A 22,538-nucleotide genomic window follows, 5' to 3' on the forward strand; every position below is an offset into this window, starting at 1 on the left:
GCTTTTCTGACGTTTCTCGCTGTTCTCACTCGTCCGCATCGCCCGGCGCCGCCTCAGCCACCACCTCCCCCTCCCAGCACCCCGCCCGCCAGACCGATCACCACCGGCAGCACGCCCACCGCGATGAACGCGGGCAGGAAGCACAGGCCCACCGGTGCGGTCACCGCGACGGCCGCTCGCCGGGCCCGTGCCGTGGTCGCGCGGGCCCGGTCCGCGCGGGCCTGTCCGGCGAGACGCGCGACCGGGCCGGCCGCGGGCAGCCCGGATTCGTCGGCACGTTCCAGCAGGCGCGCCAGCGCGGAGGCACCCGGCACCACGGCCAACTCGCGCCACGCGCCGCCCGGTTCACCGCCCAGCCGGACCTCCGCCGCGCCACGGGCCAGCGCATCGCCGACCGGACCGCCGAGGGCATCGCCCACGGCCCGGGCGGCGTCCACCGGGCCGGCCCCCGCCGCGATGCAGGCCGCCAGCAGGTCCGCCGCCAGGGGCAGTTGCCGTGCCGCGTCCGCACCGTCGCTCCGGGCGGCGGTGCCCGTGGGGGGCCGCCGCCGCTGCCAGTGCCACAGCCCCGCCGCGACGGCCGTCCCCAGCACAAGGCCCGTGCCGCCGCCGACCAGCGCCCATCCCGCGCCCGCCGTGCCCACCAGGGGCAGCCACGCGCGGAGCCGTCGGCCGAGGGCGTCCACCCGCGGGGCGCCGCGCGTCCGCCCCGGAAGCAGCAGCGCGGTGAGCCGACGCCGTGCCTTTCCCTCGCGCCGGGCGTCCCACGCCCACCCCACCAGCCACCCGGCGAGCGACAGCGTCCCCATGACCGCCCCCAGGCTGTGGACAACATTCCCGTTCACGCCTCCGCCTCCGCTCGCCGCACGATCCCGTTCACCCACCACATCCCGAGCCCCTCCAGCACGCCGCCGACCAGCAGACAGCCCAGCCCCGCCCCGCTGTGCAGCAGGACGCGCAGCGGATCGGCCCCGAGGGCCACCCCGAACAGCAGGCCCAGGACCGGCAGGCCGGCCAGCATCACGGCGGTGGCCCGGGCCCCGGCCAACTGGGCGCGCAGATCGGCCCGTCGGTCCCGTTCGGCACGCAGCGCCCCCGCCAGCCGGTCCAGTCCCGTGGCGAGACCCGCGCCCTGGTCGACGGCGACCCGCCAGCACGCGGCCAGGCCCCGCAGCCCTTCGGCACCCGGTTGCCGCGCCGCCGTCGCGAGCGCGCCCGGCACGTCCCCGCCGAACCGGGCCGCCGCCAGCACCGCCGCCTGCCCGTCGCCGAGCCCGCCGGACTCCCGCGCGGCGCACAGCAGCGCCTCACCGGGCTGCCGTCCCGCCCGTACCTCGCCCGCCAGGAACGCGCACAGCGCGATCACCGCGTCCTGCCGCCGCTCCCGGGCACGTCGCGCCCGGCCGGCCAGCCGCGCCCGGCGCAGTACCGGAACCCCGGCCGCTCCCATGACGAGCGGCAGGACCGACGTCCCCAGCAACGCCAGCACCAGCCCGGCCACCGGGGACCACCACTCGGCCCGCAGCCGCCCCCGGAGCCGGCGCAGCCCGTCCGTCAGCCGGATGACACTCACCGTCACCCGATCGGCTCCCGGCGCTCCGCTCCCGCCCGCACCACCGCCCACACCACCGTCCGCCCCGCCTCCCGCCTCGCCGCCGGCCCCGCCGCCCGCGAGCAGCAGACGTGCCCGCCGCGCCCCGGACTGCCGCTCACCGGCCAGCCAGGCGGCGGCTGCGAGACAGACCAGGGCCGCCGCCGTCGACAGCTCGCTCACCTCGCTCACTTCACTCACCCCCCGTACTCCCCTCACCTGCCAGCAGCCCCCTGAGCCGCGCCCACCCCCGCTCCGGCACGAAGGCCTCCTCGCCCCACCGCAGCGCCGGCACCGTCCGCACCAGCCCCGCGGGGTCCCTCTCCAGCACCCGCACCTCCGCGATCCGCCGCCGCCCGGTGCGGTCCCGTACGAGGTGGAGCAGCACCGACAGCGCGGCGGCCACCTGGCTGTGCAGGGCGGCCCGGTCGAGGCCTGCGGCCGTGCCGAGCGCTTCCAGACGGGCCGGGACGTCCGCCGCGGCGTTGGCGTGGACGGTTCCGGAACCGCCCTGATGGCCGGTGTTGAGGGCCGCCAGCAGATGGACCACCTCGGGTCCCCGTACCTCGCCGACGACCAGCCGGTCCGGCCGCATCCGCAGCGCCTGGCGCACCAGGTCCTCCAGCGTCACCAGGCCCGCGCCCTCCTGGTTGGCCGGTCTGGCCTCCAGGCGTACGACGTGCGGGTGGTCCGGCCGCAGCTCCGCGGAGTCCTCGGCCAGCACGATCCGCTCCCCGGCATCGACCAGCCCGAGCAGGGCGCTCAGCAGCGTCGTCTTGCCGCTGCCCGTACCGCCGCTGACCAGGAAGGACAGCCGGGCGTCCAGCAGGGCGCGCAGCACCCGGTCGCCGCCCGGCGGCACCGTCCCCGCCGCGACCAGCTCGTCGAGCGTGAACGCGCGCGGACGCACCACCCGCAGCGACAGGCAGGCGCAGCCGACGGCGACCGGCGGCAGCACCGCGTGCAGCCGCGTCCCGTCGGGCAGCCGGGCGTCGGCCCAGGGCCGGGCGTCGTCGAGGCGGCGCCCGGCGACGGCCGCGAGCCGCTGCGCGAGCCGCCGTACCGCTCCGGCGTCCGTGAAGGACACGGAGGTCAGCTCCAGACCGCCGCCCCGGTCCACCCAGACCCGGTCCGGAGCGGACACCAGTACGTCGGTCACCGACGGGTCGGCGAGCAGCGGCTCCAGGGGCCCGCTGCCGACGAGTTCGGACCGCAGCCGCTCGGCGGCACCGAGGATCTCGGCGTCCCCGAGCACGCGTCCCTGCGCGCGCAGGGCCTGCGCCACGTGCGCGGGCGTCGGTTCCGCCCCGCTCTCGGCGAGCCGGCGCCGCACGCCGTCGAGCAGTGCCGCCGGCATGCCGGCACCGGGCTCCTGGCGTCCCCGTACCGCACCGCCCCCGCGACCGCGATCATCCGCCGGCATCAAGGACTCGTGGCGGCCCCGCACCACACCGCCCCCGCGCCCAGGACCACGACCGCCCACCGGCTCCGGGAACGCCCGGTGCTCCCGAACGGCGCCACCGCCCCTCCCGTGACCGGCGTACCGGTGGCCGTCCCGTCCCTCCGGCGCCCTCATCCGGTCCTCGCCTCCGTCAGCGCCCGCTCCCAGAACTCCCGGCAGAAGCGCGCCAGCGGTCCGCGGGCGGCGGCCCCCGGCGGCCGGCCGCCGTCGATGGCGCGCGGCAGCCCGGGCTCGTCCGGAACCTCACCGGCGAGCGGCAGTCCGAGCAGCCGCGCCACCTCCCGGTCGTCGAGTCCCGGCGCGTACGGCCCGCGCACCGCGACCCGCAGGTCGCCCAGGACCATGCCGACGGCGGCGGCGACCCGGCCCGCCGCCGCGACCGCCCGCAGCTCGGCGGGGACGACGAGCAGCCCGAGGTCGAGCTGGGCGAGGACCTCGGCCGCCCCGTCGTCGATCCGGCGCGGCAGGTCGACGACGACCGCCCCGCCCCGGCGCCGGGCCGCGGCGAGTACCGCGCGGACGGCCGGCGGCGGCACGGCGACGCGGTCGCCGCGGTCCCAGCTGAGCACCCGCAGGGAGTGCAGTGCGGGCAGCGACTCCTCCAGGGCGCCGCCGCCGACCCGTCCGCGCGAGGCGGCGAACGCGGGCCAGCGCAGCCCCTCGGTGGTCTCGCCGCCGAGCAGCACGTCGAGTCCGCCGCCCAGCGGGTCGGCGTCCACCAGCAGGGTGCGCAGCCCCTCCCGTGCGGAGGTGACGGCGAGCGCGCAGGCCAGGGTGGAGGCCCCGGCACCGCCCCGGCCGCCGATGACGCCGACGGTGAGCGCCGGGCGGCCGACGCCCTCGGCGACGTCGGCGATGCGGTCGATCAACCACTGTTCGCCGTCGGGCAGCATCAGGACGTGGTCGGCGCCGATCTCGACGGCGCGCCGCCATACGCCGGGGTCGTCCTGGTCACGGCCGACCAGCACCACCTGGCGTCTGCGGGGTGCTCCCCGCACCCGGCGGGCGGCGTCGTCGCCCACCAGGACGAGCGGCGCGGTCTCCCAGCCGCCCCGGCGCTCGGGCACCGTGGGACGCACCTCGGGTGTGGCGCCCGCCGCCGCGCACAGCCGCAGCAGGTCGTCGAGCAGGTCGGGATCCTCGGTGACGATCAGCGGTCCGCTCTGCCGTCCTCCGGCGGCGGACGGCGGGTCGTGCGTGACTGTTCCGGTCATGGTGGTGTCCCCCTCAGGCGTCTCGCGCGGCCTGTGGGGCCCCGCGATTCCCAATCGTGTGAAGAACCGGCGAGCGGCCTCCATATGAGCGGCCGGCGAAAACCGGCAGCCCGCGTCCGACAAACGGAAGCCGCCGTGAACTCGGCGCGACCGGGACGCGTTGGAATCACGGTGCAGCGATCCGGGAAATCGTGTGGATCTTGGTCGATAACTGTGGACAACTCGGCGATTGTGAATATCGCCGTCACCCGAACCGGTGAGTGCCCGCACACTCCCCGCAGGACTGGGTACGACTGCCGCAGAGCAGCACAACGACTACCCACAGTGACGTTCAGCGATCACGGAGGACGAGCGTGGATGATCAGAGAAAGGTCGCGGCCGGCGTCCGCGGCATAGGCAGAAACCCGTCCGGACATGCGACGACCCCCGCCGGGGGGGAGAGCGGGGGTCGTCTCCACGGCCGACTCGGGGGGGGAGGAGTCGGACCGGGTTAGCACGGTCGCGAACGATCCGTGACTTCCATGGTGTACCCGAGAGCCTTCTCAGGCAAACCCACACGCCCCACGATACGCCGAATGGGGTGCGCCTATGCTCAGGGCGTGGAAAACCACTCGTCGACCCACTCCGCGCCCCACTCCGCGCCCCACTCGACACCCCGCACCGCGGCCTTCTTCGACCTGGACAAGACGGTCATTGCGAAGTCGAGCACACTGACGTTCAGCAAGTCGTTCTACCAAGGCGGCCTGATCAACCGCAGGGCTGTCATGCGTACCGCATATGCCCAGTTCGTCTTCCTCGCCGGCGGCGCCGACCACGACCAGATGGAGCGGATGCGCGAGTACCTCTCCGCGCTCTGCCGGGGCTGGAACGTCGAGCAGGTCAAGGAACTCGTCGCCGAGACCCTGCACGATCTGATCGACCCGATCATCTACGACGAGGCCGCGTCCCTGATCGAGGAGCACCACACGGCCGGCCGGGACGTGGTGATCGTCTCCACGTCGGGCGCCGAGGTCGTCGAGCCGGTCGGCGCGCTCCTCGGGGCCGACCGGGTCGTGGCCACCCGCATGGTGGTGGGCGAGGACGGCTGCTTCACCGGCGAGGTGGAGTACTACGCGTACGGCCCGACGAAGGCCGAGGCGATCCGCGAGCTGGCCGCCTCCGAGGGGTACGACCTCGCCCGCTGCTACGCCTACAGCGACTCGGCCACCGACCTGCCGATGCTGGAGGCGGTCGGCCACCCGCACGCCGTGAACCCGGACCGCGCGCTGCGCCGCGAGGCACTCGCGCGCGCGTGGCCGATCCTCGACTTCCACCGGCCGGTCCGGCTCAAGCAGCGCGTCCCCGGTTTCTCCGTACCGCCCCGTCCGGCGCTGGTCGCCGCCGCCGCGATAGGCGCCGCGGCGGCCACGGCGGGGCTCGTCTGGTACGCGGCCGGCCGGCGCCGGGCGACGGCGGCGTGACGCCGTACCGGGTCTCGCACCGGTCCCCCACGCGTCCCGTTTGCACTTAATGCTGAATTTGAACTTAAAAGTAAAGAAGTGTGGGCACCACTTCCGCTTGTCCCCCGCCTGGAGTACAAAGGACTCAACGGCCCGCGAGACCAAGGGCATCCGAGAGGATCTCCTCAACAACGCACATGGCCCCACGGACCGAGCATGGTCATCGGGCACCCACGCGACGTCGACCCGTCGATTACGGGCCAGCCGCACCAGGTGACGGGCGAAGTTCCCGACCTGATGGGCGACATAACGAGGACGCCTGGTAACCCGGTGAGCATGCCAGCGGCGGTACGGATTCCCGTACCGCCGCAACCTGTTCTGCCCCCTGTCCCGTTCTGCCCCCTGTCCCCCTACGCCGCCCCGCGCTGCAGCGCCTCGCACACGGCTGTCGACTCCCGCGCCCCCAGCACGACCGCCTTGCCGCAGTGCTCGATCCAGGCGGCCATGCCCTCCGCGGTCCCGGAGACATATCCGTCGAGGGCCGTGAGACACGCCGCCCGGCCCAGCTCGGCGTACCCGACCTCGGCCGGGCAGACCGACTTCGGGTCCAGGCCGCTGCCGACCAGGACGATCCGTTCGGCCGCCCGCGCGACCAGGCCGTTGTGGGAGGTGAACGGGCGCAGCGCGAGCAGCTCGCCGTGCACGACGGCGGCCTGCACCAGCGCCGGCGCGGAACTGCCCGCGACGAGCAGGGCCGCCAGCCCCTCCAGGCGGCCGTGCGCCTCCTCGGCACCCGGCAGCGCCAGCTCGACCAGGGGCTCGTCGACCGGCTCCCCCGCCTGCCGCGGGCGCCCCACCCGGTCGTCCTCGTCCGCCGCCGCCACCAGGTGCAGCCGGGCCAGCACCCGCAGCGGCGACTGCCGCCAGACGGACAGCAACTGCCCCGCCTCGGCGGTCAGCCGCAGCGCCGCGCCCACCGTGCGCGCCTCGCCGTCACCGCTGAAGTCGGAACGCCGGCGCACCTCCTCCAGAGCCCAGTCGGCACCGGCGAGCGCCGCCGAGCCGCGCGCCCCGCGCAGCGCCGCCTCGGAGGTGATCTCGTTGCTGCGGCGCCGCATGATCCGGTGGCCGTAGACCCGGTCCACGGCCTTGCGCACGGACTCCACGGACTCGGCCACGCCGGGCAGCGCGCCCAGGGCCGCCAGGGGATCGGACTCGGCGGTCGCGCCTGTCGTACTCATGAGTACGACAGTAGCCGTGCCGTCACCGCTTCTCGGCCGTCGCCCCGGGCACCCCCTTGGGAGCCGGTGCCGGGTCGGCCGACAGGTACGACGCCCAGCCCTTGGCCGGGGCCTCGCCGACACCCAGGTCGCGCAGCTTGCGCAGCGTCCCCGGGTCCTGCGCGTCCAGCCAGTCCGCGAGCTGCCGGAAGGAGACGCAGCGCACCTCCTCCTTGGTGCACACCGCCTCGACGACCTCCTCCACGGCGCGCATGTACGTGCCGCCGTTCCAGGACTCGAAGTGGTTGCCGATGATCAGCGGGGCACGGTTGCCGTCGTAGGCGCGGCGGAAGCCCTGGAGGAGGCCGTCGCGCATCTGGTCGCCCCAGTACTCGTGCATGGCCGGGTCGCCCTGGGTGGTGCCGCCCGACTGGTTGACCATGAAGTTGTAGTCCATGGTGAGCTGCTCGTAGGAGTGCCCGGGGAAGGGCACCAGCTGCATCGACAGGTCCCACAGGCCGTTCTTCTTCTTGGGCCACACCTGGTCGTTGACGCCGCTGCTGTCGTAGCGGAAGCCCATCTCGGCGGCGGCCCGGGTGAAGTTCTTCCGGCCCTCCAGGCAGGGCGTGCGGGCGCCGATGAGTTCCTTGTCGTAGTCGAAGGGCAGCGGCGCGGCCTTGGTCGACCCGGTGTTGGTCTTCCAGGTCTTCACGAACCGCTTCGCCTGGCGGATCTCGTCCTTCCACTCCTCCACCGACCACTCGCCGACCCCGCCGTCGGCGCCGCAGAAGTGGCCGTTGAAGTGGGTGCCGATCTCGTTGCCCTCCTGCCAGGCCAGGCGGAGCTGCTCGACGGTGTCGGCGATGCCCCGCTCGTCGCCGAAGCCGATGTCGGAGCTGCCCGGGGAGTGCTGCGGCGGCCGGTACTGGTCCCGTTTCTCCTCCGGCAGCAGGTACACGCCGCTGAGGAAGTACGTCATCGTCGCGTCGTTGGCCTTGGCCACCTCGCGGAAGTGGGAGAACAGCTTCTGGCTGTCCTCGCCCGCGCCGTCCCAGGAGAACACCACGAACTGCGGCGGTTTCTGGCCCGGCCTCAGCCGCTCGGGTCTGGGCAGGTGCGGCTGCGCGCCGGTGTAGGCGGTGGATCCGTCGCCGATCAGCCGGACCGCGTGGTGCGCGCCCGGAGCCTGCTTCGCCCTCGGTCCGTGCGCGCCCGCGCCGGAGTCCTCGGCGCCGCAGCCGGCCAGCGACGCGGCGCAGACCGCGGCGATCACGGAACCGGCGGTGACCCGACGGCCGGCGGCGGTCCTGCGGGGGGCGGTGATCCTGTGGTTGGCGGCCAATCCGCCCACCTTCTTCCTTCTCTCGGGCCAACGCCGATGAGGCGATGTCGGGTGCCGCGCCGGCAGTGCCGTGCCGACGGCGCCGACAAGCTCGCACGGAACCGAGAAGGAATTAGTACGACAAGCCGATGAAATAACTCCCTTCACCCTTACGAGCGCTTCATTGCTCCAAATGGGGGCAAAAACTATTCCCGGCCTTTACTTTGCATTACGATCCATTTACTCAGCGTGAGAAATTCGGCGCTGAGGCATCCCGCCGCTGTACGCCGTGACCCACGGCCGCGACCGACCCCGCCCCGAGCGGGACCACCCAGCAACGCGACCGCGCAGCCCCGGAGGAGACGGGAAAACATGTCAGCCTGCGTTCCCACCCGTGCCGACTCGGCCAGTCCCAAGCACGTTCATCCGCCGCACAGCCCGCCACAGGGCCCGCGCCGCTTCCGTATCGCCGGCGCCGACGTGTCGGCCTCCATCGCGGTCTTCCTGATCGCCCTTCCCCTGTCCCTGGGCATCGCCCTCGCCACCGGCGCCCCCCTCCAGGCCGGCCTCGTCGCCGCCGCGGTGGGCGGCATCGTCGGTGGCCGGCTCGGCGGCTGCCCGCTCCAGGTCAGCGGACCGGCCGCCGGTCTGACGGTGGTCACCGCCGACCTCATCCAGCAGTACGGCTGGCGCGCGACCTGCGCCATCACGGTCCTCGCCGGCCTCGCCCAGCTCGGCCTGGGCTGTCTGCGCGTGGCACGCACGGCGCTCGCCGTCAGCCCGGCCATCGTGCACGGCATGCTGGCCGGCATCGGCGTCACCATCGCCGTCGCCCAGCTCCACATCGTCCTGGGCGGCAGCCCGCAGAGCTCCGTCCCCGACAACCTGCGGGCGCTTCCCGCCCAGTTGGCCGGCCTGCACGCGGCCGACGTGTCGGCGAGCGCGCTGACCCTCGCGCTCCTGCTGCTCTGGCCCCGGCTCCCCGGCCGGGTCGGGAAGCTGCTGCGCACCATCCCGGCCGCGCTCGTCGCCGTCGCCGGGGCCACCGCGGTCGCCGCCCTCATCGGGCTCCGGCTGCCCAAGGTCGACCTGCCGTCCTGGAGCAGCCACGCGCTGGCCGCGCTGCCCGACGGCCCGGCGCTCGGCGTCGTCGCCGCCGTCCTCACCATCACCCTGGTGTGCAGCGTGCAGTCGCTGCTCGGCGCGGTCGCCGTGGACAAGCTGGTCGCCGCCCGCGCGGACCTGTCCGGCCGCGTCGGACGCTCCAACCTCGACCGCGAGCTGCTCGGCCAGGGGGCGTCCAACATCGTCTCCGGCGCGCTCGGCGGCCTGCCCATCGCGGGCGTCGCCGTCCGCAGCACGGCGAACGTGAACGCGGGCGCGGTGAGCCGGAACTCCACGATGCTGCACGGCGTTCTCGTAGTGATCGCCACGCTGCTGATGGTCCCGGTGCTGGAGCTGATCCCGCTCGCCTCGCTCGCCGCCCTGGTCATGGCCGTCGGCATCCAGATGGTGTCGCTGAACCACATCCGCACGGTCACCCGCCACCGTGAGGTCCTGGTCTACGCGGTCACCACCGCGGGCGTGGTGTTCCTCGGCGTCCTGGAGGGCGTCGCGCTGGGCATCGCCGTCGCCGTCGGCGTCGCCCTGCACCGCCTCACCCGCACCCGCATCACCCACACCGAGACGGAAGGAGCCCACCACGTCCATGTGCGCGGCCAGTTGACGTTCCTGGCGGTGCCCCGGCTCAGCCGCGCCCTGCACCAGGTCCCCCAGGGGACCGACGTCGTCGTGGAGCTGGACGGTTCGTTCATGGACCACGCGGCCTACGAGACGCTCCAGGACTGGCAGAAGACGCACACCGCGCGGGGCGGCACCGTCGACATCACCGGCCGCCGGCCCGGCACGCGCATCTCCGAACCCGCCGACGACTCGGGGAACTGCCGCTGCCGTCCCTGGACGGCCTGGCGCAACCACCAGTGCGAACCCCCGCCGCCCACACTCCCGACCGGCGAGCCGCAGCACGGGGGCGAACGGTCCAGCGGCCGTGCCCTCGCCCGCGGCATCAGCGTCTTCCAGCGCAACACCGCGCCCCTGGTCCGCGGCGAGCTGGCCCGGCTGGCCCGCGAGGGACAGCAGCCCTCCCAGCTCTTCCTCACCTGTGCCGACTCCCGGCTGGTCACCTCGATGATCACCTCCAGCGGACCGGGTGACCTCTTCACCGTGCGCAACGTGGGCAACCTCGTCCCGCTGCCCGGCGAGGAGAGCGGCGACGACTCGGTGGCCGCCGCCATCGAGTACGCGGTGGACGTGCTGAAGGTGCGGTCCATCACGGTGTGCGGGCACTCGGGGTGCGGCGCGATGCACGCGCTCCTCCACTCCGAGCCCGGGGGCGCGCTGACGCCGCTGAAGCGGTGGCTGCGGCACGGCCGGCCGAGTCTGGAGCGGATGACCCAGGACGACGGTTCCTGGGCGCCGCTGGCCGGACGCCGGCCCGCCGACACCGCGGAGCTGCTCTGCCTGACCAACGTGGTCCAGCAGCTGGAGCACCTGCGGGCCCACGAGTCGGTCGCCCGCGCCCTGCGGGAGGGCACGCTGGAACTGCACGGCATGTACTTCCATGTGGGCGAGGCCCAGTCGTACCTGCTCGTGGAGGAAGCCGGCGCGGAGGTCTTCGATCCCGTCCGGGAAGCGGACCAGCCCGCCTGACCGACCGGCGCGCCGGCGCTCCGGCGCGTCCGCCCGCCGGGTGTGACCTGTGAAAAGCGGGGCAGGGCTGAACTCCGGCCGTCCGGCGTCCGTGGGTAGGGATGGCCCCGGTGCCCCGGTGACGCCGGACCGCCGGAGCGAGCCCCGCTCCGCCAACAGGTCTACACCAGTTGTCCGTCAACGGCCCTTGTCAGCGGACCGCACGGTCTGATGAGCTGTGGCCTGGGACACAGCGGACAACCCGCGGACAACCCTGGGAAAGGGAGATGTCGTGAGCAATGAATCCTTGGCCAACCTGCTCCGTGAAGAGCGCAGGTTCGCGCCGCCCGCCGACCTGGCCGCCCACGCCAACGTCACGGCCGAGGCGTACGAACAGGCCAAGGCTGACAGGCTCGGCTTCTGGGCCGCGCAGGCCCGCAGGCTGAGCTGGGCGAAGGAGCCGACCGAGACACTGGACTGGTCGAACCCGCCGTTCGCCAAGTGGTTCCAGGACGGCGAGCTGAACGTCGCGTACAACTGCGTGGACCGGCACGTCGAGGCCGGGCACGGGGACCGCGTCGCCATCCACTTCGAGGGCGAGCCCGGCGACAGCCGCGCGATCACCTACGCCGAGCTGAAGGACGAGGTCTCCAAGGCCGCCAACGCCCTGCTGGAGCTGGGCGTGCGCAAGGGCGACCGGGTCGCCGTCTACATGCCGATGATCCCCGAGACGGCCATCGCGATGCTGGCCTGCGCCCGTATCGGCGCCGCCCACTCGGTGGTCTTCGGCGGCTTCTCCGCGGACGCCCTCGCCACCCGCATCCAGGACGCCGACGCGCGCGTGGTCATCACCTCCGACGGCGGCTACCGGCGCGGCAAGCCCTCCGCGCTCAAGCCCGCCGTCGACGACGCCGTCGAGCGCGCCGGGAACGTCGAGCACGTCCTCGTCGTCCGCCGCACCGGCCAGGACGTCGCCTGGAACGACTCCCGCGACAAGTGGTGGCACGAGACCGTCGACCGGCAGTCCGCCGAGCACACGCCGGAGGCGTTCGACGCCGAGCACCCGCTGTTCATCCTGTACACGTCCGGTACGACGGGCAAGCCGAAGGGCATCCTGCACACCTCCGGCGGTTATCTGACCCAGACGGCGTACACCCACTGGGCGGTCTTCGACCTCAAGCCGGAGACCGACGTCTACTGGTGCACCGCCGACGTCGGCTGGGTCACCGGACACTCGTACATCGTCTACGGGCCGCTCGCCAACGGCGCCACGCAGGTCATGTACGAGGGCACGCCCGACACCCCGCACCAGGGCCGCTTCTGGGAGATCGTGCAGAAGTACGGCGTCACGATCCTCTACACCGCGCCCACCGCGATCCGGACGTTCATGAAGTGGGGCGACGACATCCCCGCCAAGTTCGACCTGTCCTCGCTGCGCGTCCTCGGCTCGGTCGGCGAGCCGATCAACCCCGAGGCGTGGGTCTGGTACCGCAAGAACATCGGCGCGGACACCACGCCCGTCGTCGACACCTGGTGGCAGACCGAGACCGGCGCCATGATGATCTCCCCGCTGCCGGGCGTCACCGAGGCCAAGCCGGGCTCCGCCCAGCGCGCGCTGCCCGGCATCTCCGCCACCGTCGTCGACGACGAAGCCAACGAGGTACCGGACGGCGGGGGCGGCTACCTGGTCCTCACCGAGCCGTGGCCGTCGATGCTGCGCACCATCTGGGGCGACGACCAGCGGTTCATCGACACGTACTGGTCCCGGTTCGAGGGCAAGTACTTCGCCGGGGACGGCGCCAAGAAGGACGACGACGGCGACATCTGGCTGCTCGGCCGGGTCGACGACGTGATGCTGGTCTCCGGGCACAACATCTCCACCACCGAGGTCGAGTCCGCGCTGGTCTCCCACCCCTCGGTCGCCGAGGCGGCCGTGGTCGGCGCCGCCGACGAGACCACCGGACAGGCCATCGTCGCCTTCGTCATCCTGCGCGGCACGGCGGCGGAGACGGAGGAACTGGCCGGACAGCTCCGGGACCACGTCGGCGCCACGCTCGGCCCGATCGCCAAGCCCAAGCGCATCCTGCCGGTGGCCGAGCTGCCCAAGACCCGCTCCGGCAAGATCATGCGCCGGCTGCTGCGGGACGTGGCGGAGAACCGGCAGCTCGGTGACGTGACCACGCTCACCGACTCGACGGTGATGGACCTGATCCAGTCCCGGCTGCCCGCGGCACCGAGCGAGGACTGACAGAAGCAGGTCACGGAGGGCGCCCGGCGCGCCGGGCGCCCTCCGCGGTTAAGGTAAGAGGAAGGTCAACAACCGAACACAGAACCTCATGGGGCGCCGGGAAGTCTGGTCGGCACATGATTCGTGCTGCCCACCCACCGGAAGGGTCTCCACCGTGTCCACGCCCCGCAAGCTCCTCGACCGTCTCTCCTTCCCGGAGCGGACCTACCTCGCGGACGCGCTGCGCACCGAGACCGTCGGCGGCGTCCTGCTGCTGGTCGCCGCGGTGACCGCGCTGGTCTGGGCGAACGTACCGGCGCTGGGCCACAGCTATGAGAGCGTCAGCCACTTCCACCTCGGCCCCGCCGCCCTCGGCCTCGACCTGTCCGTCGCGCACTGGGCCGCCGACGGACTGCTGGCCGTCTTCTTCTTCGTCGCCGGCATCGAACTCAAACGCGAACTGGTCGCCGGGGACCTCAAGGACCCCAAGGCCGCCGCGCTGCCGGTGGTGGCGGCGCTGTGCGGCATGGCCGCCCCCGCGCTCGTCTACACCCTCACCAACACGGCCGGCGGCGGCTCCCTGGCCGGCTGGGCCGTGCCCACGGCCACCGACATCGCCTTCGCGCTGGCCGTGCTCGCCGTCATCGGCACCTCACTGCCCAGCGCCCTGCGGGCCTTCCTGCTCACCCTCGCCGTCGTCGACGACCTGTTCGCCATCCTGATCATCGCGGTCTTCTTCACCGAGAACCTGGACTTCGCCGCGCTCGGCGGCGCGGTCGTCGGCCTCGCCGTCTACTGGCTGCTGCTGCGCAAGGGCGTACGCGGCTGGTACGTGTACGTCCCGCTCGGCCTCGTCATCTGGGCGCTGATGTACAACAGCGGCATCCACGCCACGATCGCCGGCGTCGCGATGGGCCTGATGCTGCGCTGCCACCGCAGGGAGGACGAGGAGCACTCCCCCGGCGAGCGGATCGAGCACCTCGTACGTCCCCTCTCGGCCGGGCTGGCGGTGCCGGTGTTCGCGCTGTTCAGCGCGGGTGTCTCGGTCTCCGGCGGGGCGCTCGCCGACGTGTTCACCCGGCCGGAGACGCTCGGCGTGGTCCTCGGGCTCGTCGTCGGCAAGACATTCGGCATCTTCGGCGGCACCTGGCTGACCGCCCGCTTCACCCGGGCCTCGCTCAGCGACGACCTGGCGTGGGCGGACGTGTTCGCGGTGGCGACGCTGGCCGGCATCGGCTTCACCGTCTCGCTGCTCATCGGCGAGCTGGCCTTCGAGGGCGACGCGGCCCTGACCGACGAGGTCAAGGCCGCCGTACTGACCGGCTCCGTCATCGCGGCGCTGCTGGCCACGGTGCTGCTGCGGATACGGAACGCCAAGTACCGCGCCCTGTACGAGGCCGAGGAGCGCGACGAGGACCAGAGCGGCGTACCGGACGTCTACGAGCAGGACGACCCGGCGTACCACCTGCGGATGGCCGCCCTCCACGAGCGGAAGGCCGCCGAACACCGCCGGATCGCCCAGGACATCACCCGGGAGCGGGAGTCCGCGCGGCTTGCCGACGTGCCGGGCGGGGCAGGCGAGGAGGGCGACCGTCCGGCATGATCTGACGAGACGGTACAAAAGACAGAACCGTACGCGGATCAGTTCGCAGACCGGTCCGCGGCGAAACAGAAGAGGGAGACCGCGATGAGCGCACCCGACGGCAGCCCGGTCGGTACCGAAAGCAGCATCGGCCAGCTGTTCGCCTCGGCGACCACCGAATTGTCGGCGCTCGTGCACGACGAGATCGCGCTGGCCAAGGCGCAGCTGAGGCAGGACGTCAAGCGCGGGGTCACCAGCGGCGGCGCGTTCTCGCTGGCGGGCGTCCTGCTGGTGTTCTCGCTCCCCATGCTGAACTTCGCGCTGGCGTACGGCATCCGCACCTGGAGCCACTGGAACCTGGCGATCTGCTTCCTGCTCTCCTTCGCGGCCAATGTCCTGGTCGCCGTCGTCCTCGCGCTGATCGGCGTCGTCTTCGCGAAGAAGGCCAAGAAGGGCAAGGGCCCGCAGAAGGTCGCCGCCTCCGTGAAGCAGTCGGCGGGCGTGCTCCAGAACGCCAAGCCGCACCCGCGTCCGGAACCGGCCCAGGACCGCTCCCCCGCCGCCGTCGAGGCTGTGGCACGCTCGTCCTCATGACGGATCCCGCCACACCTCCGGCGCAACCCGCTTCACCCGTGCTGCTCGACCTCCCCGGACGGGAGGTGCTCCACCGTGACGTCGCCGCCAACGGCGCCCGCTTCCACATCGCCGAACTGGGTGACGGACCGCTGGTGCTGCTGCTGCACGGCTTCCCGCAGTTCTGGTGGACCTGGCGGCACCAGCTCGTCGCGCTCGCCGACGAGGGCTTCCGCGCGGTCGCGATGGACCTGCGCGGCGTCGGCGGCAGTGACCGCACCCCGCGCGGCTACGACCCGGCCGGCCTCGCGCTGGACATCACCGGCGTGATCCGCTCGCTCGGCGAGCCGGACGCCGCGCTGGTCGGCCACGACCTCGGCGGCTATCTGGCGTGGACGGCCGCCGCGATGCGCCCCAAGCTGGTCCGGCGGCTGGCGGTGGCCTCGATGCCGCACCCGCGCCGCTGGCGCTCGGCCATGCTGAGGGACGCCCGGCAGACCCGCGCCAACTCCTACATCTGGGGGTTCCAGCGGCCCTGGATCCCGGAGCGGCAGCTCACCGCTGACGACGGCGCCCTGGTCGGCAGGCTGATCCGCGAGTGGTCCGGCCCCCGGCCGCCCGAGGACGACGCCGTCGAGGTCTACCGCCGCGCCATGTGCATCCCGTCCACGGCGCACTGCTCGATCGAGCCGTACCGCTGGATGGTGCGTTCCCTCGCCCGGCCCGACGGCATCCAGTTCAACCGGCGGATGAAGCGGCCGGTGCGGGTGCCGACGCTGCATCTGCACGGCTCACTCGACCCGGTCACGCGCACCCGCAGCGCGGCCGGTTCCGGGGAGTACGTCGAAGCCCCCTACCGCTGGCGGCTGTTCGACGGGCTCGGCCACTTCCCGCACGAGGAAGACCCGGTCGCTTTCTCCACCGAACTGATCAATTGGCTGAAGGACCCGGAACCCGATCGGTGACCCAGGGGCCACATGCCCGGCGCATAGGCCAATTGGGGGCCCCTGGAGCGGTTATCGACCTTGGGGCGGGGGCAGACGTCGGGGTATGGGCTGGACGCACGACTACAGTGACGCAGCACGCACTCGCCGCTCCCCGAGCGGTTTGAGCCCCCACCAGCAAGGCGGCACCCCGCAACTCGCGGGCACCGATCTGCGGGTGGGCATTCCGCGCATCCTGCGCCGCCGAGCCCGCTGGGTCTCCGTACGCCTGCGTCACCCGCGCGGCTGAGCCGAGGGCGCACCGGGGCCGGGTCCCCGCCCTCACTCACAGCGCGCAGCTGTCGCTGTCCACCTGCTGGCTGGCGGTCCGCCCCTTGACGATGTCGTCCTGGATCTCGTCGGCGGTCAGCGCGTAACCGGTCTGCGGGTCGTCGAGGGACTTGGCGAACACCACGCCGTAGACCTCGCCGTCGGTGGTGAGCAGCGGTCCGCCCGAGTTGCCCTGGCGGACGGTCGCGTAGAGCGAGTAGACGTCCCGGCTGACGGTGCCGCGGTGGTAGATGTCCGGGCCGCTGGCCGTGATGCGCCCGCGCAGCCGGGCCGCCCGGACGTCGTACGAGCCGTTCTCCGGGAAGCCGGCCACGATCGCGCCGTCGTTGATGTCCGCGTCCTCCTCGGCGAACCGCAGCGCCGGCGCCCGCAGGTCCGGTACGTCCAGTACGGCGATGTCGCGCTGCCAGTCGTAGAGGACGACCGTCGCGTCGTACGTGCGGCCCTCGCCGCCTATCTGGACGGTGGGCTCGTCGACGCCGCCCACCACGTGGGCGTTGGTCATCACGCGGCGCTCGCCGTAGACGAAGCCGGTGCCTTCCAGGACCTTGCCGCAACCGGTCGCGGTGCCCATCACCTTGACGATGGAGCGCTGCGCGCGCACGGCGACGGCGCTCTTGGCGAGGGCCGGGTCGGGCGCGGGGACTTTGGCGATCGGCTCGTTGGAGAACGGGCTGAAGACCTGCGGGAAGCCGTTCTGCGCGAGGATGGAGGAGAAGTCCCGGAACCAGCGGTCGGTCTGATCGGTGGGCAGCGCGACGGCCACCCCGTTCAGCACCCGGGAGTCGCGGACCGCCTTGCCGAGCGTCGGCAGCGTGGTCCCGGCGATGGCCGAGCCGATCAGCCAGGCGACCAGCAGCATGGCGATGACGTTGACGAGGGCGCCGCCGGTGGCGTCCAGGGCGCGCGCGGGTGACCAGGTGATGTGCCGGCGCAGCTTGCTGCCGAGGTGGGTGGTCAGGGCCTGGCCGACGGAGGCGCAGACGATGACGATGACGACCGCGACGACGGCGGCGGTCGTGTTCACGTCCGCGTTGCCGGTCATCGCGTCCCAGACGACGGGCAGGAGGTAGACGGCGACGAGTCCGCCGCCGAGGAAACCGATCACCGACAGGATGCCCACGACGAAGCCCTGGCGGTAGCCGACGATCGCGAACCAGACGGCGGCGACCAGCAACAGGATGTCCAGCACGTTCACCGCTTCTAGCCTCGCCTCGTCATTCCGCTCGCTTCGGACCGGCCGGGGCCCCGGGACGTGTTCCCCCGCTGGGCACGGCACGGCGCCCACCCTGTCATGCGCGTCATGCGCGCCGGTCCAGCGGGACCTGCCGGGTGCGGTCCCAGGGCCGCTCCCAGCCCGCGAAGTGCAGCAACCGGTCGATGATGCCGGCGGTGAAGCCCCACACCAGGGCCGATTCGACCAGGAACGCCGGGCCCCGGTGGCCGCTGGGGTGGACGGTGGTGGCCCGGTTGGCGGGGTCCGTGAGATCCGCCACGGGGACCGTGAAGACCCGGGCGGTCTCGCCGGGGTCGACCACGCCGACCGGGCTGGGCTCGCGCCACCAGGCCAGTACGGGCGTGACCACGAACTGGCTGACGGGGATGTAGAGCTTGGGCAGCACTCCGAACAGGCGTACGCCGGACGGGTCGAGCCCGGTCTCCTCCTCGGCCTCGCGCAGCGCGGCGCGCAGCGGGCCGTCGCCCTGCGGGTCGCCGTCCTCGGGGTCGAGCGCGCCGCCCGGGAAGGCGGGCTGCCCGGCGTGCGAGCGCAGCGAGCCGGCCCGTTCCATCAGCAGCAGCTCGGGGCCGCGCTCGCCCTCGCCGAAGAGGACCAGCACGGCCGACTGCCGTCCGCCGCCGTCCTCCGGGGGCAGGAAACGGCTCAGCTCGGTGGGCCGCACCGTGTCCACGGCCCGCACCATCGGCTCCAGCCAGCCGGGCAGGCCCGACCGGTCGAGCGCGACCTCCCGCATGTCGCTCGCACGCGTCATCGCCACCCCCGTTCTGTCGTGTCCAACGCCCGGCCTCCCCGAGATCGTTCCGCGGTTCGGCCCCCGGCATGCGTCATCAAGGACGTCCCAGCGGCGGCGCCGGTTTGCCGCCCGCGTCCAGGTACGCCCGCGGCGGGTTCAGCCGCTGCCCCGGGAAGCCGCCCTTCTCGTACTTGAGCAGCTTCCGCGCCTTCTCCGGGTCGGTCTCGCCCTCGCCGTACGCGGGGCAGAGCGGGGCGATGGGGCAGGCGCCGCAGGCGGGCTTGCGGGCGTGGCAGATCCGGCGGCCGTGCCAGATGACGTGGTGCGACAGGTCGGTCCAGTCGCTCATGGGGAACAGTCCGCCGACCGCCGCCTCGATCTTGTCCGGGTCGGTCTCGGCGGTCCACTGCCAGCGGCGCACCAGGCGCTGGAAGTGGGTGTCGACGGTGATGCCGGGGCGGCCGTAGGCGTTGCCCAGGACGACGAAGGCGGTCTTGCGGCCGACGCCGGGCAGCTTGACCAGGTCTTCGAGGCGGCCGGGGACCTCGCCGCCGAAGTCCTCCGTCAGGGCCTTGGACAGTCCGATGACCGACCTGGTCTTGGCCCGGAAGAAGCCGGTCGGGCGCAGGATCTCCTCGACCTCCGCCGGGTCGGCGGCGGCCAGGTCCTCGGGGGTGGGGTACTTGGCGAACAGGGCCGGGGTCGTCTGGTTGACCCGCAGGTCGGTGGTCTGGGCGGACAGCACCGTGGCCACCAGCAGCTGGAAGGGGTTCTCGAAGTCCAGCTCGGGGTGGGCGTACGGGTAGACCTCCGCCAGCTCGCGGTCGATACGGCGGGCGCGGCGGACCAGCGCGGTACGGGACTCCTCGCGCGGGGAGCCGGCGGGGACGCTCTTCGCCGGGGCGACGCCCTTGACGGCGGCGGTGGCCTTCTTGGGCGCGACGACGGGCTTCTTGGCGACGGGCTTCTTCGTACTGACGGCGGCCTTCTTCGCGGTACCCGCCGGTGCCTTCTTCGCCGTACCCGCCGGTGCCTTCTTCGCGGTACCCGCCGGTGCCTTCTTGGCCGTACCCGCCGGTGCCTTCTTCGCCGTACCGGACTCCGCCTTCTTGCCCGTGGCCGTCGCCGCCTTCTTCGCCGTACCCGTCACCGCCGCCTCCGTCTCCGCCGGCCGTTTCGACGCCTTCGCCGTTTCACTACCGCCATCGGAGCCTTGTTCGCCCACAGCGGAATTTCGACGTACAACCACCTGCCCGGCCTCCTCGGCCCGCGTTCTCACCGGCGATTTGGACACCCGATCACCCTACGGCCCGGCACTGACATCCGCCCCGGACCCTGAAGACCGGCGTCCAATTGGACCCCTGCCGCGTACCCCGGGACACCTGTGCGGCATCCTTGTGACAGATCACACTGTTTGGACCGTCCCGCACAATGGGCACCACGGTCCCCTGGAACCACCGGGGAGCAAACTCCCCTGAGCAGGTCGAATAGGAGAGAACTCGTGGACGACGTTCTGCGGCGCAACCCGCTCTTCGCGGCGCTCGACGACGAGCAGGCCGCCGAGCTGCGCGCCTCCATGAGTGAGGTGACCCTCGCTCGCGGTGACTCGCTGTTCCACGAGGGGGATCCCGGCGACCGCCTGTACGTGGTCACCGAGGGCAAGGTCAAGCTTCACCGCACGTCCCCCGATGGCCGCGAGAACATGCTGGCCGTGGTCGGCCCCGGCGAGCTGATCGGCGAGCTGTCGCTGTTCGACCCGGGCCCGCGCACCGCGACCGCCACCGCGCTGACCGAGGTCAAGCTGCTGGGCCTCGGCCACGGCGACCTCCAGCCCTGGCTGAACGTCCGCCCGGAGGTGGCCACCGCCCTGCTGCGCGCCGTCGCCCGTCGGCTGCGCAAGACCAACGACGCCATGTCGGACCTGGTCTTCTCGGACGTCCCTGGCCGCGTCGCGCGCGCCCTGCTCGACCTGTCCCGCCGGTTCGGCGTGCAGTCCGAGGAAGGCATCCACGTGGTGCACGACCTGACGCAGGAGGAGCTGGCCCAGCTGGTCGGCGCCTCCCGCGAGACGGTCAACAAGGCCCTCGCCGACTTCGCCCAGCGCGGCTGGCTCCGTCTGGAGGCCCGCGCGGTGATCCTGCTGGACGTGGAGCGGCTGGCGAAGCGCTCCCGCTGAGGTTCTCAGAGCGGGGGCGGCTGGATGAGCCCGTGCTCCTCCAGGTACTCCAGCTGTGCCCGTACCGACAGCTCCGCCGCCGGCCACAGGGAGCGGTCCACGTCCGCGTAGACCTGGGCGACGACCTGGGCGGGCGTCCGGCAGCCGTCCTCGACCGCCGTCTCGACCTGCGCGAGACGGTTGGCGCGGTGGGCCAGGTAGTACTCCACGGCCCCCTGGGCGTCCTCCAGGACGGGACCGTGCCCCGGCAGCACCGTGTGCACGCCGTCGTCGACCGTGAGCGACCTGAGCCGCCGCAGGGAGTCCAGGTAGTCGCCGAGGCGGCCGTCGGGGTGGGCGACGACGGTCGTACCGCGTCCCAGCACCGTGTCGCCCGTCAGCACCGCCCGGTCGGCGGGCAGGTGGAAGCTGAGCGAGTCGGCGGTGTGCCCCGGCGTCGGTACGACCCTCAGCTCCAGGCCGCCGACCGTGACCACGTCCCCGGCCCCCAGCCCCTCCTCGCCCAGCCGCAGCGCCGGGTCCAGCGCCCGCACCTTCGTACCGGTCAGCTCGGCGAAGCGGGCGGCGCCCTCGGCGTGGTCCGGGTGACCGTGCGTCAGCAGCGTCAGGGCGACCCGCCGGCCGGCCCGCTCGGCGGTGTCGACGACGTGCCGCAGGTGGCCCTCGTCCAGCGGGCCCGGGTCGACCACGACGGCCAGGCCGGAGCCGGGCTCGGCGAGGATCCAGGTGTTGGTCCCGTCCAGGGTCATCGGCGACGCGTTGGGCGCCAGGACGTTGACGGCCCGTGCGGTGGCGGGTCCGGTCAGCACCTGGCCGCGCGGCTGTCCGGGCAGGGCGGTGGCGTCCGTCATGCGGGGGCTCCCCCGGTCTCGGTACTCGTCCCGGCGGTCGTCGGGACGTGCTTGGTGAACTCCTCGTGCCCCGGCCACGACAGCACGATCTCGCCGTCCGCCAGCCGGGCCCGGGCCAGTACGGGTGTCAGATCGCGTCCGGCGGACGCCGCCAGCGCCCCGGCCGCCGTGCCGTACTCGGTGAGCGTCCGCAGCGTCGCGATGGTCGGCGGCATCATCAGCAACTCGCCCCGGTCGTACCCGGCGGCGGCCTCGCCCGGCGTGATCCACACCGTGCGGTCGGCCTCCGTGGAGGCGTTGCGGGTGCGCTGCCCCTCGGGGAGGGCGGCCACGAAGAACCACGTGTCGTAGCGCCGGGCCTCGAACTCCGGGGTGATCCAGCGCGCCCAGGCGCCCAGCAGGTCGGACCGGAGCACCAGGCCCCGGCGGTCCAGGAACTGGGCGAAGGACAGCTCCCGGGCCACCAGCGCGGCCCGGTCGGCCTCCCAGTCGTCTCCGGTGGTGTCCCCGACGACGGTCCCGGCGTCCGGCCCGGCGAGCAGGACGCCCGCCTCCTCGTACGTCTCCCGTACGGCGGCGCAGACGATCGCCTGGGCGTCGGCCTCGGCCACGCCGAGCCGTTTTGCCCACCACGCGCGCGTGGGGCCCGCCCAGCCGACGGCGCGGTCGTGGTCGCGCGGGTCGACGCCGCCGCCCGGATAGGCGTACGCGCCGCCGGCGAAGGCCATGGAGGTGCGCCGGCGCAGCATGTGAACGGCGGGGCCGGGGTCCCTCAGGAGCATCACCGTGGCCGCGCGTCTGGGCGGCACCGGGGTGAGAGCGCCGGCCGCGAGCGCGCGGATGCGCTCCGGCCACTCCGGTGGGTACCACTGGCCGTTCACCTGAGCGCTCGCCGGACCGTCCGCCCGAGCGCTCGTCCGACCGTCCGCCTGACCCTTCGCCATGGC

The 22,538-nt window shown here is 73.2% G+C and carries 19 protein-coding genes; 8 read left to right on the forward strand and 11 right to left on the reverse strand.

Features of this window, described 5'->3' with window-relative positions:
* Positions 1-53: 53 nt before the first annotated feature.
* From ACZ3IG_RS30385 to ssd, 4 genes are all read right to left on the reverse strand, one after another.
* A complete protein-coding gene (locus tag ACZ3IG_RS30385; protein WP_467436058.1) occupies positions 54-845 on the reverse strand; it encodes a type II secretion system F family protein in 792 nt (263 codons plus the stop codon).
* Positions 842-1,783: a type II secretion system F family protein gene (locus tag ACZ3IG_RS30390; RefSeq protein WP_467436118.1), complete on the reverse strand. Its 942-nt coding sequence runs from the start codon at positions 1,781-1,783 to the stop codon at positions 842-844. Before ACZ3IG_RS30390 ends, ACZ3IG_RS30385 begins: the two co-directional genes overlap by 4 nt.
* A 1-nt stretch (position 1,784) precedes the next feature.
* On the reverse strand, positions 1,785-2,948 hold the full coding sequence (locus ACZ3IG_RS30395; protein ID WP_467436060.1) for a TadA family conjugal transfer-associated ATPase: 1,164 nt from the start codon (positions 2,946-2,948) through the stop codon (positions 1,785-1,787).
* A 215-nt stretch (positions 2,949-3,163) separates the two neighbouring features.
* Positions 3,164-4,267: a septum site-determining protein Ssd gene (ssd, locus tag ACZ3IG_RS30400; RefSeq protein ID WP_467436061.1), complete on the reverse strand. Its 1,104-nt coding sequence runs from the start codon at positions 4,265-4,267 to the stop codon at positions 3,164-3,166.
* 575 nt (positions 4,268-4,842) lie between these two features.
* Between ssd and ACZ3IG_RS30405 the strand changes: the two genes are divergently transcribed.
* Complete coding sequence (locus ACZ3IG_RS30405) at positions 4,843-5,727, forward strand: HAD family hydrolase (RefSeq protein WP_467436062.1); 885 nt, start codon at positions 4,843-4,845, stop codon at positions 5,725-5,727.
* Between the two features lie 389 nt (positions 5,728-6,116).
* Here the strand turns inward: ACZ3IG_RS30405 and ACZ3IG_RS30410 are convergent, their stop codons facing one another.
* Both ACZ3IG_RS30410 and ACZ3IG_RS30415 read right to left on the reverse strand, forming a co-directional pair.
* A complete protein-coding gene (locus ACZ3IG_RS30410) occupies positions 6,117-6,947 on the reverse strand; it encodes a Fic family protein (protein WP_467436064.1) in 831 nt (276 codons plus the stop codon).
* 22 nt (positions 6,948-6,969) lie between these two features.
* Positions 6,970-8,250 carry a polysaccharide deacetylase family protein gene (locus ACZ3IG_RS30415; protein ID WP_467436119.1) on the reverse strand — a complete coding sequence of 427 codons (1,281 nt, stop codon included), beginning with the start codon at positions 8,248-8,250 and terminating at the stop codon, positions 6,970-6,972.
* Positions 8,251-8,619: 369 nt separating this feature from the next.
* Here ACZ3IG_RS30415 and ACZ3IG_RS30420 point away from each other — a divergent pair, with 369 nt between their 5' ends.
* The 6 genes from ACZ3IG_RS30420 (at position 8,620) to ACZ3IG_RS30445 (ending at position 16,550) form a co-directional block, all read left to right on the forward strand.
* Positions 8,620-10,956: a bifunctional SulP family inorganic anion transporter/carbonic anhydrase gene (locus ACZ3IG_RS30420; RefSeq protein WP_467436065.1), complete on the forward strand. Its 2,337-nt coding sequence runs from the start codon at positions 8,620-8,622 to the stop codon at positions 10,954-10,956.
* Between the two features lie 271 nt (positions 10,957-11,227).
* On the forward strand, positions 11,228-13,183 hold the full coding sequence (gene acs, locus ACZ3IG_RS30425) for an acetate--CoA ligase (RefSeq protein ID WP_467436066.1): 1,956 nt from the start codon (positions 11,228-11,230) through the stop codon (positions 13,181-13,183).
* An 88-nt stretch (positions 13,184-13,271) separates the two neighbouring features.
* On the forward strand, positions 13,272-14,765 hold the full coding sequence (nhaA, locus tag ACZ3IG_RS30430) for a Na+/H+ antiporter NhaA (protein ID WP_467436068.1): 1,494 nt from the start codon (positions 13,272-13,274) through the stop codon (positions 14,763-14,765).
* Between the two features lie 84 nt (positions 14,766-14,849).
* Positions 14,850-15,338 (forward strand): phage holin family protein, encoded by a 489-nt coding sequence (locus ACZ3IG_RS30435; RefSeq protein ID WP_467436069.1) that lies wholly within the window; start codon positions 14,850-14,852, stop codon positions 15,336-15,338.
* Positions 15,335-16,282: an alpha/beta fold hydrolase gene (locus ACZ3IG_RS30440; protein ID WP_467436070.1), complete on the forward strand. Its 948-nt coding sequence runs from the start codon at positions 15,335-15,337 to the stop codon at positions 16,280-16,282. The genes ACZ3IG_RS30435 and ACZ3IG_RS30440 overlap by 4 nt, the downstream gene beginning before the upstream one ends.
* An 85-nt stretch (positions 16,283-16,367) precedes the next feature.
* Complete coding sequence (locus ACZ3IG_RS30445; RefSeq protein ID WP_215167312.1) at positions 16,368-16,550, forward strand: hypothetical protein; 183 nt, start codon at positions 16,368-16,370, stop codon at positions 16,548-16,550.
* A 36-nt stretch (positions 16,551-16,586) separates the two neighbouring features.
* Here the strand turns inward: ACZ3IG_RS30445 and ACZ3IG_RS30450 are convergent, their stop codons facing one another.
* The 3 genes from ACZ3IG_RS30450 to nth form a co-directional block, all read right to left on the reverse strand.
* Positions 16,587-17,789 carry a MarP family serine protease gene (locus tag ACZ3IG_RS30450; RefSeq protein ID WP_467436072.1) on the reverse strand — a complete coding sequence of 401 codons (1,203 nt, stop codon included), beginning with the start codon at positions 17,787-17,789 and terminating at the stop codon, positions 16,587-16,589.
* Between the two features lie 103 nt (positions 17,790-17,892).
* Positions 17,893-18,582: an NUDIX hydrolase gene (locus tag ACZ3IG_RS30455; RefSeq protein ID WP_467436073.1), complete on the reverse strand. Its 690-nt coding sequence runs from the start codon at positions 18,580-18,582 to the stop codon at positions 17,893-17,895.
* Between the two features lie 76 nt (positions 18,583-18,658).
* Complete coding sequence (nth, locus tag ACZ3IG_RS30460) at positions 18,659-19,714, reverse strand: endonuclease III (protein WP_467436074.1); 1,056 nt, start codon at positions 19,712-19,714, stop codon at positions 18,659-18,661.
* 351 nt (positions 19,715-20,065) lie between these two features.
* Between nth and ACZ3IG_RS30465 the strand changes: the two genes are divergently transcribed.
* Complete coding sequence (locus ACZ3IG_RS30465; RefSeq protein WP_189421912.1) at positions 20,066-20,740, forward strand: Crp/Fnr family transcriptional regulator; 675 nt, start codon at positions 20,066-20,068, stop codon at positions 20,738-20,740.
* Between the two features lie 5 nt (positions 20,741-20,745).
* Here the strand turns inward: ACZ3IG_RS30465 and ACZ3IG_RS30470 are convergent, their stop codons facing one another.
* Together ACZ3IG_RS30470 and ACZ3IG_RS30475 are read right to left on the reverse strand one after the other, a co-directional pair.
* A complete protein-coding gene (locus ACZ3IG_RS30470) occupies positions 20,746-21,591 on the reverse strand; it encodes an MBL fold metallo-hydrolase (protein WP_467436076.1) in 846 nt (281 codons plus the stop codon).
* Positions 21,588-22,535 carry an NUDIX hydrolase gene (locus tag ACZ3IG_RS30475; RefSeq protein WP_467436077.1) on the reverse strand — a complete coding sequence of 316 codons (948 nt, stop codon included), beginning with the start codon at positions 22,533-22,535 and terminating at the stop codon, positions 21,588-21,590. Before ACZ3IG_RS30475 ends, ACZ3IG_RS30470 begins: the two co-directional genes overlap by 4 nt.
* Positions 22,536-22,538 lie beyond the last annotated feature (3 nt).

This window comes from Streptomyces sp. NPDC016677, from assembly GCF_055562815.1.